Annotated in this window: 3 protein-coding genes; all 3 read right to left on the bottom strand. The window is 24.9% G+C overall.

Annotated elements, in window-relative coordinates; genetic code table 11:
- Positions 1–1,624: 1,624 nt before the first annotated feature.
- The 3 genes from livM to rpoH all read right to left on the bottom strand — a co-directional run bounded on the left by livM (position 1,625) and on the right by rpoH (position 7,062).
- Entirely contained in the window at positions 1,625–2,923 is a 1,299-nt protein-coding gene (gene livM, locus GFV14_RS00450; protein ID WP_457914393.1) for a high-affinity branched-chain amino acid ABC transporter permease LivM, read from the bottom strand.
- Positions 2,920–3,846, bottom strand: coding sequence for a high-affinity branched-chain amino acid ABC transporter permease LivH (gene livH, locus GFV14_RS00455; RefSeq protein WP_457914394.1), 927 nt, complete (start codon positions 3,844–3,846; stop codon positions 2,920–2,922). Before livH ends, livM begins: the two co-directional genes overlap by 4 nt.
- Positions 3,847–6,195: 2,349 nt before the next feature.
- Positions 6,196–7,062 carry an RNA polymerase sigma factor RpoH gene (gene rpoH, locus GFV14_RS00460; protein WP_457914395.1) on the bottom strand — a complete coding sequence of 289 codons (867 nt, stop codon included), beginning with the start codon at positions 7,060–7,062 and terminating at the stop codon, positions 6,196–6,198.
- Positions 7,063–12,734 lie beyond the last annotated feature (5,672 nt).

Genomic DNA, 12,734 nt, shown 5'->3' on the forward strand with positions numbered 1-12,734 from the left:
AATAAATGATAAATTTTTTATAATATGACAATATTTTATATAAAATATACATTATTTTTAATTTTATATTAAAAATTACTTTTCTAAGAATATTTTATTTTAGAATCATAATTTTAACCTATGATATTAATATTTTATATACTATATTTATATAGTTTAACTTTAGTGTATTAATCAATACTTATATTTATAAAACATAATTGTATATTTAAAAAGTTACTATAACTGAGCTTAGTAATATTTTTCTATTTATTAGATTATCATTATCTTCAATAAACATTATGAATCTCTTGATTTTTAGTACTACCTGAATATTTATATTCTTATTCTAATATAGAAAATTTTATGTTAAGTATATATATAATAACTATAATTGATAATATTTAGTTCCTAATGTATTTTTTCTTTAGAGAGACGATAGTATTTTCTACTACTAACATTTGTTAAGTAATAGAAAATTTTTATAATGATAATCACGCTATGACTTTCAATAGTATTTATCAAGAAAGAATCAATGCTGTTTGATTTATTTAATACTCCGTCTATGTTAAATATCTACTTTTGTGTATTAATACAATCCTTCAGCATCTTAGGCTAAAGAGATCAGAGAGATCAATGTTAAGATAAAAAATTCATATATATTTTATTATTTTTTTTGATGTTTCTAGAGGTTGAAAGAAATAGCTGATACTAAATAGTTTTTAACTATTATACGTAGAATATACCTTAATATTTAGTATAAATAATAGTATTTTCATGCATAATGTTATCGTTTTTTAGTCGTTTAATATAAATTACAATATAACATTTATCTTTTTAAGTTAAAAAAATTTTTTTCACGATACTTTAATTATTAATTTAGATTAAATTTTTCTTTTTTGTATTGAGTATATCTAAGAAAGTGTTTTTTCTATAGTTTAGATACATTTATTTAAATTTTTACATTATCATATTTTTGTAAAAAGAACAGTAATCATATTAATGTTCTGATAGATTTAGCTTAACGTATCATATATATAGTATTATGATTTTTAGAAATTTATATTACTTATTAAGTATTATATTTAATAATATAAAATAAAAAGCTAATAAGAGAATATAGATTTAATATTTTATTTTCATGGCAGTTATTAATTTTTAAAATGTAGTCTAGAAGTTACTTTATAAAAGTATGAATAACTTACCTTGCATTCTATCATATGAATAAGCAATGTGCAATTAACACTGCTAATTACAATCTAGTTATATATAGTTAAGAGTAAAAAATGCTATACATTTACTGTTTTAGTCATTTTAGAGAGCTATCTAAAAGTGAGAAGACTAAATTACTAATTAGTTGTTAATTATCATTATCTCTGTAAGTAAGTTATGTACTAAAATAAGAATTATTCCTTAGGTTAATAATTATCTGTTGTTGATTAGTGTTCTAATATTTTCATAGTATACATTTTGCCTGTTGATTAATTTGTTCCTGTATAGAGTAATGAAATATTGAAATTATTTTTTTACTGTAGTAGAGATCATCAATCAAGTAATGTTATTTTGATTGACAGTGAATCCAAAAACTATTCACCACCAGTAACTACTCAATTTTACTCTAAAGCATGAAATGATAATAAATACATTATTGGTTGAGCTTACTTTTATTTAATTGATCTTTTAGTGGAAGTATCTTATTTAACTTTATCTGACGACGTTTTATTGGAAATAAGCCTTGAGGAAAAAAAATCATTATAAGAACCATTAGCACACCTAGTATTAGCATACTATATCCATTAAGATCGCGTATCATTTCTCTTGATATTACTAATACAGTAGCAGATATAATTACTGATGTTTGCGAGCCCTTCATACCACCAAGAACAACAATAGCTAATATGAATGCTGATTCAGAAAAGGTAAAATATTCTGGATTAATACAACCTTGATGAGATGCAAATAACATTCCTGCAAAACCTGCAATAACTGAGCTAATGATAAAGGCAGTTAATTTAATACGTATTGGTGATAAACCAAGAGAGCGACAAGCGATTTCATCCTCTCTTAGAGCTTCCCATGCACGACCCAATGGCATATGTAATAGCCGATTAATAATAAATACAGTTAATATTACAAGTAGAAAAGTCATAAAATAAACAAAAATAATTTTATGATTTTGGTTGTAATTTATATTAAAAAAATGATGAAAAGTATCCCACCCTGTTTTCTCTGTATACCCAAAATCTAATCCAAAAAATGTAGGTGTGGGTAATTGATTAATTCCATTTGACCCATTTGTGATATTTGTATTATTAAGTAGTAGAATGCGCACAATTTCACCGAAGCCTAATGTTACAATGGCTAAGTAGTCACCTCGTAGTCGAAGAACTAGTAAACCCAAAAGACATCCTGCAAGTCCGGCAGTGAATCCTACTATTGGAAAACTTTCCCAAAAACTAAATCCATAATAATGATTTAACAATGCAAAAGTATAAGCACCAATAGCATAAAAACCGGCATATCCTAATACTAATAATCCTGATAGTCCGACCACTACGTTTAAACCAAGTCCGAGCATTATATAAATCAACGTGAGTGTTATTATGTCTAAGCTACTAGGAGAAACTATGAATGGAAAAAGAATTGCAAAAATAATAACTAAAATTGTTAGTTCTTTGATTTTAAAGGTTGATCTATCAAAAAGAGGTGTTATCCAAAATTTTTTTCGTGCATTATTCCATATATAAAAAAGTAATGGGTTCACTAGTTGAAAAATAAATACAACTACTACACCTAAAAAAATTAAATTCCATCGAACAGCATCGGCACTGGAGACGATTAATTTTGTATCATCTGATCTTAATTGTAACCCCATGATAAAGATTACAAGAATAAAATAAACAATAGAGGTAATAATAGCATTAATCCAATGTTTTTTTCTCATACTTTTTCAACCTCCTGACGTCCAAAAATACCAGTTGGCATGATCGATAACATGCCTATTAATACACAAAATGATACGACATCTTTATATTCTTCGCTTAAGTAAGCGGATGTCATAGCTTCAGTAACACCTAAAATTAATCCACCTAACATTGCACCTGGTATGCTGCCAATTCCCCCAAGTACTGCTGCAGTGAAAGCTTTCATTCCTGCCATAAAACCAATATAAGGGTTAATAACGTTATAAAATTGTCCTAGTAAGACAGCTGCAACTGCTGCCATTGTTGCACCAATTATAAAACTTAATGAGATTATACGGTCTGTATTAATACCAAGCAAATTCACCATCTTTAAATTTTCTGCACAGGCACGACAAGCTCTTCCTATTTTTGAATAGCGAATAAATAGTGTTAATACCAACATAGAAAGAAAAGTGACGACCCAAATCGTTAGCTGAATTTTAGTGATTGTAGCTTTAAAACCATCACTTTCACCGAGAATCCATTGACCAGTTATCAAATTTTCCAATCTCAGATCACTGCATCCTTGTAAAAGGCTGACATAATTCTGCAGGAAAATTGATACCCCGATTGCTGAAATTAGAGCAATTAATTTTTTAGATTGACGCACTGGTCGATAAGCAATACGTTCGATACTCCAGCCATAAAAACTAGCAACTACAATTGAAGATATTAAGGCTGCAGTGATAAGGATCCACGTCACATCAACACCTAGCATCATTAATCCAGCAATCACAATAAAAGAGATATAGCTACCAATCATATACACTTCACCGTGTGCAAAGTTAATCATACCAAGAATGCCATACACCATACTATAACCAATGGCAATTAATGCATAAGTGCTACCTAAAGTGAAACCATCAATCACATGTTGAATAAAATAAAGCATTTGATTTGACATATAACTATCCTTTTATGCTACAGTCTTTTAATACAAAAAACTTCCTAGAAGAACTAAGTTTACTATAGATTTATTTCATCACTTCAATAATGACGACTATTTCACGGAATAATGTATTATATCCATGATATTAGAATACATTAAATTCAAAACCTGTAGGGTGGTTATGAGGTTCCAAAGTTAATATTTTTATAATCGCGCTTACTAAACGAGATTAAATTTAGATAAATTTTCAGCCCCAATGCGTCTGTATACTTTATAACTTTTATCAATCCCTACTTTATGGCATAAAGAGTTTAAATAAAAAAATCTTTTGGATGACATTTTTATTCTCGTAACTAGGTCGTGATGTTATTTTTATCTTCCTAACATATCAGAAAATGCGTACTTACCATTAATATTTACTATCACAGTGTTATTGTATAATTGCTGGTTTAAGAAGATGAATATTGAAATTAAGTTATATCTCTGCATACAACATGTGACTATTTTGGATAATAACCTTTGAAGCATATAAAATCGATATTTTATTTTTTAAGATTAACTCAGATTTGATAGAAGTTTTATTACCTATAATTACTTTTTACATATTATTTCCTTACACTTTCTTTTATTTAACTTTGTATGTGTTGAACGTAACAACCTTGAATTATTACTACAGTTTATCATGTATTACACTACCACGTTTCGGTTGAATTTTTTTTGATAATATAATTTTATTATACTAGATGTTAAACCTGGGTAAACGTTTGTGGTGTGGCATAGCTACTCATTCATGACGTTTAGTTAAAATCATATTCGTTGTTACTAGTCGTATGTTTACGATAATATTTTCATTAATCAATTTTAAAGGTATTTAATTAGACAGTTAATATTATTATTAGTTATTTTATTAGAAATTATGATGACTTTGTGGGTAAAATAGTGTGATCATATTTAACTAAAATAACTGTACACTATTTTCTATCTTCTTTAAAAGATAAGATGTGAAATGATATGATATTTATGCATGCTTTTCATATTCTATAGCAAGTAACGCAGCTTGATTATAGTATTAAAACTATTGTAATTTTAATTTTTATATTTATTTTAATAAAACTAATACGACCGAACTATATATTACTAATAATATCTTATTTATTTTTTAATTTTTTTTAATTTTATTGTTCTCTTTAATAGCTCTGAATGCACATATTCGCTTTGTAGTAAATTATTATATTTATTAGTGATAACACTCAATATTGTATTCTGTATTTAATAATGTTATACATCCATAATATTAAACAACATAAATATGGTGAATAGAAAATTAATATGTTAGATTATTATACAATAAGCAGAATAATAAACTAAGTGTGATTCAATATTGTTTGACGCAATACTAATTGTATGTTTTAATTATATTTAAATGAATATAAGTGATAAAGGAAAACGAAGTTATATAGAAACTTTCTTTCTAAAATACAAATACTAATTATAGATTACTGCGTATATCAGGGTAATTAAAAATAAAAGATGAAATAGATAAAGCATCTTAATTTTATTGTTATTTTTAAATAAATCTTGTTAATTAATCATGCCTTAAATTAAAAAAAACTAGATAAAATACAATGAAAATAGATTATAAAGCGGAAAAGTTTATGAGAAAATTTCTGAAACAGATTTTAATAATTTGTTCATTTTCGTCATAAAATACATATCAATAACCATGAAGAAATGTTAATTAATTTGATAGTACGTTATCTCAAATATCCTTAAGATGATTCTTCTATTTTTATAAATAAAAAGTATCACTAAAACTTTTAAAATAAATATTAGGATTTTTAGTTTATAAAATGTTTAGAAAAAAATATAATGCATTTATTTATTACATATTGTGAATTTTACTTAATATAAGATATATACAATACAGAAAAATAGAAAAAGAACTTGAAGTGCATACAATGTAAATAGAATCAATAAATCTCTATTATTAGATAAGATTATTATTGTATTTAATATATTTTTCATTATAAGATTAAGATAATTAGAATAGTGCTGTTAGATTGAATATAAAGTCTTAGAAAAACATGTTTACAATTGATAAAATTTATCAATCACACTAAGTGATTTAATATGCACTTTATGTACATCTATTTTAAAATTTATGACGTAAAGGATTTCAATTTTGTGTAGATTATTTTTAATCAGTAGATTGTATATTTCAGAAAATATGTCGTATGTATTTAAGATACAAAAGGATAAATCTTTATATACATACAATATTTTATTTTACGTATCTGGATGTATCTATTTTAATAGATATATTATAATTAATGTCGCTAATCCTTGTGTGATATAAAAATAATTTTATTTGCTTTTTTCCATTGCTACGCGCAATTTTTTCATAGCATTTTTTTCAAGTTGTCGAATTCGTTCAGCAGAAACTTTGTACTTATCTGCTAACGCTTGGAGCGTAGTTTTACTGTTCTCATCAAGCCAACGCGAACGAATGATATCTTGACTACGATGATCAAGAGAATTCAGAGCGTTTGTAAGACGATCTGTTGCATAATTTTCCCAGTTATTTTCTTCAATAAAATCTGCAAAATCAGACGACTTATCTTGTAAAAATAACACTGGAGAAACCGATTGGCTGAACTCATTAGAATCATCATTATCAGATATATCAAATGCCATATCCTGAGCAGCCATTCGTGATTCCATTTCACGTACATCTTTTGTGCTTACTCCTAACTCTCGAGCAACTATATCTACTTCATCTTGATTAAACCATCCAAGACGTTTTTTATTTTTTCTTAGATTAAAAAATAATTTACGTTGAGATTTGGTTGTGGCAACTTTAACAATGCGCCAATTACGTAAAACATATTCATGAATTTCAGCTTTAATCCAATGAACAGCAAAAGAAACTAAACGGACATCAACTTCAGCTTTAAAACGGCGCACGGCTTTCATTAACCCAATATTACCTTCTTGAATTAAGTCAGCTTGCGGTAGGCCATAACCAGCATAGCTGCGAGCTACATGAATCACAAAACGTAAATGCGATAGAATAAGAAACTTTGCTGCATCTAAATCACTGTTGTAATGCAGGCGTTCAGCAAGTTTTTTTTCTTCTTCAGCAGTAAGGATAGGATAAGAATTTGCAATTTGTATATAAGCTTCAATACTTCCTTTCGGAACAAATACTAATGATTGTATAGTTTTAGTCATTAAAATCCTCTTTGGAAATAACAGAAAAGAAATTAATTTGATAGTAATACATAAATGTGATTAGTATGACTATATTAATTTTAATAGATTTAATCAATTAAACTTGTACAGTTCAGAATAGGTCAATCTCGGATATATTGTATATATAAAAATTTTCATGATATGTATCTTGAATAAGAATATACATTGTATTTCTGATGCATTTAGATGTGATTCAAGGGTAAACGTCACACGAGTCTTGAGTGTTAATAATTTATACTGCAATTTCAATAATTATAGCAGAAATTAAAATTACCAGCAATGACTCTTTTCATATCAGCGTGTTAATATAGTATTTCGTATCAAAAATATGGGCTACGGTGTTATAGTATCAGATAACTTCTAAAGCAATAACTCTCATAATAGCAGTGAGATCACTGTATAAAACATCTTTATAAGTAGAGCGTTATTATAGAAATTCTCGTATAATTAAACCATGTTTCATCGATTGGATTTATAACTATAATTGTTTTTCGTGCAAAGATATTTAAATGTACACTATTACTGATAATTAGAAATAGTTAGATTATCATCAAGACAGTAATATCATATGATGTTCTCAATTAATTAGGTTAACGTGTCGTTAAGCAAAAGAACTAATCATCATGCATGTGTATTGCTTTCATGCCATTATGTTTTCTTATTTAATAGTCCACAGTAGATATGAGATCCAAGTTTTGGAAATTAATTTCTTAGGCAATATTCGTTACTTCAGGTAATAGGTTTTAATAATATACCTAATTCGTACTAAATTTTAACTAAACACGCAACTCGCTTATAGCTTGATCTAGAGATACATAATTCATATAACCTAGGCTACATTTAGTGTTTGCAGCTAAGTGACTATATTTTATTCTCCTTACTTGCCTAAGGCTTAATCTAGATAATAGTTGGTTGTGGGGTTAGATATTATTGCTGTCTTTCTTGAGAAATATTCCATAAGATATAAAAGACTTGAAAAAATCAGTGAAGTTGCAATAAGGACTATAGTTAAGAAGATAACTAAAGAGCGTTTAAATATATCGATCAATCTATTTAGTTCATCATAACATAATTGTTTACGTTATTGAATTTTAAATGCATTACTTTGTATTTGTATGTAGTGGTTAAGTGTATCTTTATGATCATTTTTAATCATGTTACTTTCTGATAATCTTTTTTTAATTCAGAGAGCTCGAGGTGTGTCGTTGTATCATTAGGAAAAACAACATGAGCAGCCATTAACATAATCATAAAAGATAGTAATTGTTTTGAAATAACCCAAGGCTTCAGCTTTAGAGATAACTATTAATATTTAAAAATAGCTCATTAGTTAAGTGGTATAATTAGTTTACTGATAACTTATGAATAATGCTGACGTGTTTTTTATTATACGATCATAGGAAATTAAAAAATATTTTTACTGTTATCAAATAAACAAAATTTTTTTAAAACTCGAAAAAAATTTTTTACGAGTATTGTGGAAATTATATTTAAATAATCAGCTGTATTTTTACATTATCATACTATTATTTTAAGTGTCTATCTAAAAAAATAACGTAGATTTTCTAAATACTTGTAGTATAACCTATGAAATACAGATCTTATGTATAATTATTTAATAGAAAAAACATATTTAGATAATTTTCTTTTTTTCTATTATTTAATTATCTATTAACAATACTATTCTATGATCTAGAAATAGTATCTTAATTTTAGAAATATGATCAACTGTTCTTAATAACTTTTATCAATTTATTAAAATTAAGTATTAAATGAGCTCTTTTGTACAAGCAGAATTTCAAAATAGTTATGCAATTTAAATAAATGTACATCTGTAGATTTTTTATCTAGAGTAATTTTTTTTGATAAAAATACTAAATGACTTAGTTCTAGAAAAAATTTATTCTATTTTGTATTATTTAGTTGAATTTATTTTATAAAAGTTAGACTGATATTTTCTATAACATAAAACACTTTATCTAACTGATAGTAATTTATTTTTATATTTACCTTGAATTTTAAAAGAATTTAATAATGATGTCATTATATTTAATTTTTATTATATGAAAACATGGTGATGTTTAGAGCTAAATAGATATTGCTTTTTTTGAACCGATTAAATTAGATCAATATAACAAAATTAAGAGTATTCTTCATCTTTTATATAAAAATAGAAATTTAGTTATAGTTTTTCTCAACACATTATTTTATTAACAGAAATGGCATGAATTATATATAACATTTTTAAATATCATATTTTATTTCTGATTAAAGATATTTGAGATTAGTGTATTGATAACTACAATATATCTTTAATATACTTCACTTTTTATATAAACGAATATCGTTTTTAATAACTCATTATTTATTCACGCTGGATCACTGATTATATTTTGTAATAAAGTTTAATATATAGTGTTTTAATATTTTTTAGATTTCTACAACAGTTTCTTGATTCAGTGAAATTATTAATAATTTACGGTTGATTTGAAAAAAAGAAAATTATTAATTATTTTGTAAATAACTAGTTATAAAAATTACGCCTGTATTTAACCAAGGTTTAAGTAAGTGCTTTTAAATTAATACAATTTTTTATTATTTAGGTTATTTTATTTAATGTGTTAAAGTATCCATTTTTGCTTATTTAAGATTTTATTTTGCCATTTCATTCTATCTACTATGGCAGATTGTTTTTATTTTTTACTTAATCTTCAGAAGTATTCATGTTGTTTACTGCTAATGCTCTATAGATTTTTTATATATAATTTTGTTTTTTCTTTTAAAAAATATATTATTTTTTAATTCTTTTACTGCTCTTATTATACGTTTTCTTTTTAATCGAAGTTAATCTGACTGTTATTACCTTTAAATTTATTGTGTTCATATTCTATTTGCACTATCAATTTTCAATTGATACTTTTATTTAGTTCTATTTTTAATATTGATTTTTAAAGATTTAACAGTGATTGAATTTCCTGATTTATTGAATTTTTTCTTTTCCAGTGTCTGATTGTTTATTATTTAACTTGTTATTTGTAAGTCGTTAAGTAGTGTTTTCATTTTAACAACCTAAACTTAAATTATATTTATCATAGTTCAAGTTAGTATGCATTAGGTTTATGAGAATAATAAAAAGATAATTTATGTACGATTATGCGTATTCTTTAACTAAAATAAATTTGGTATTGTCTTGCATGAAACTTATATTATTTTTCTTGTAAATTATAATGCAATGAGATAGAGTTTACTGTATTTTAGTATAGGAATATATATCTTAAAAATGATATTTATGTAATCTAATTTTGAAGTGAAAATATAAACTGACACATTAGTTTAAATATAGAAAATAGTTCTAGCATAGTTGATTGCAAAATAGAGTTGATTTTTCGTGACACTAAAAGTCTAGTTCCTAAGGATAATGACATTATCAACATCTGATTGCATCAGCTAATGACTATTGTGATAGATTCTAGTTTTTAAATTTTTATCTAAATAACAAAGAGTGATTTTGTTAATTATATATCGTTTTTTTGATAACATATTCTTTATTGTACTAAACAAAAATCTCAGTTATGCTCTAAAAAATAAAGGATAGTGACATGTTTCTAGATAATAAATCGTACGTACATAGCAGTACTAAGTAAGATAGTAAATAATTTTGATGTGTTTTATTGGCTTGCATTGTATAAAGAATGACTTAATAAGATAATGTATTAACCATATTTCATTCAAATTTTTTGAAAAGCTAATTATTTTTATGTGTTTATTAGAATTACAAAAAAATATATAGAATGGACATTCATCTAAAATATTTTAACATATTACATTATTATTGCTCATGAATCATTTGTACTAAAGAGTATCTATGAATGATTGTTTTTTAATTTTAGAAAATATTTTTCAAGAATAAAATCAAGTTTGTTAAATTAGACGTTAAAAATATGATTAGCAAATTTTATATTGCGGTGATCAAAGTTTTAGGATTACTTCAATAATTATTGATGTGTATAGAGTTAAGTATATAAACATATTTTAAAAACATCTACAATACAGGTCAAAACTTTCGTATGAATATAAAATCTCTGTAGAAACTAAAAGTTCATTCATAACATTAAAGTGAGAATATGGAATATTAAATAGCAAATAGGTTATTTGAGTAAAAAGTTTCACCAGTAATTAACTTATAAAAACACTTTTATGTGTACGTTTTATGTCTGCGATGTCTTCCAACCAATGTGTTAGAAAACATATTTTCAGATAATTTGTATTATATAGTAGTGCTAATCATTAATTATAAAAATATAATTCATACACTGGATATTTTAAAAATTATACCCTCACGTTAATATTTCTAGAAAATAGCATGGTATGTAGAAACTATCACTGGATGTAAAAGTTTCAAGAGATGTTTCAGGTATTTATTTTACAAATATTAGTTTAACTAAAAGTTATTGATTTTCTATTGGTCAAGATCATAGAAACTAGATCTGACACGTATTAAGTCTTATGAAAACAAATAAAATATTTTTCTTTTATACAAAAGAGTGATGTCAATGTGTTTTAATCAGCATTTTACTCATAGGGTTTTATGTATAAGTATATAAATAATGTGTTGCATGATTTCATGACTGAAAATGAGCTGCATAGTAAAAGCGTTTGATGATACTGTATTGTGTGTAAAATATCTTATACATATTCGGATTATTTTTTGCTTATTTATAACAAGCAGAGACTTCACAAATCAAACGTTATCGTTAATGTGATTTTGATTAAGAGAATAACAATACGTATTTTCTAATATTATTATAATGCTAAGACATATAATTAATAAAATAGAATGATTTACAAATTGATTATAATATTATAAAATATATGTTATATTTCAGTAAGAAATGAATCTTGCATTTATACTAGAAATAACATAATTTGAGTTTGTTAAATATTATTAATAACGATAAAGGTTTATTATACTCAGTATTTTTAATGTAATTGATATTATAATAATATTATTATAATTATTTTATTTACGTACATTTATCAGGCTATATTTATACATCGTTACAACTAATTTTAGAAATCTTCTCTGATGATTTTTATCGTACATGGTTAATTCCTTTAATTAAATAATCATTTTGTTTATTGTATTTTATTTATATTATTATATTTTTTGAGAATGTAATGTCGATTGATTGTTTTAAAAAGATACTAAATGTATACTTTTTAGTAGTTGTTGGTATGTTAATACAATTAAAATATTATCCAATGAATATTTTTTCTATAAGGTTTAAAATTACCATCTATTCTCTTGATGCATAACTTTTAATATATATCTTTGTGTAACTTGTGTATTCCGTTACTTGTTAGCTTTTCATCATTTTCCTAATTGTTGTAGTGATAATTTAGAGTCAATTTAAAACTTTAGAATAATAATTCTGGTTTAGTTTATAATGAGCATTAGAATAGTATGGTAACAGGTGATTCATTTGATAAATTTACTCACGATGACACATTTACAATTATTATCATGCTATTTCTATTGGTTATCTTTAATTGTATTAAGCTAACTGTAAATGTTTAAATTCCGTAAAAATTATTGTACAATTCACTGAATTATTTTGGGAATAGTTTATTGTCAGTATAATCTGAGTATA

It is taken from the genome of Candidatus Hartigia pinicola, assembly GCA_020541205.1.
In the GTDB taxonomy this organism is placed as follows: domain Bacteria; phylum Pseudomonadota; class Gammaproteobacteria; order Enterobacterales; family Enterobacteriaceae; genus Hartigia; species Hartigia pinicola.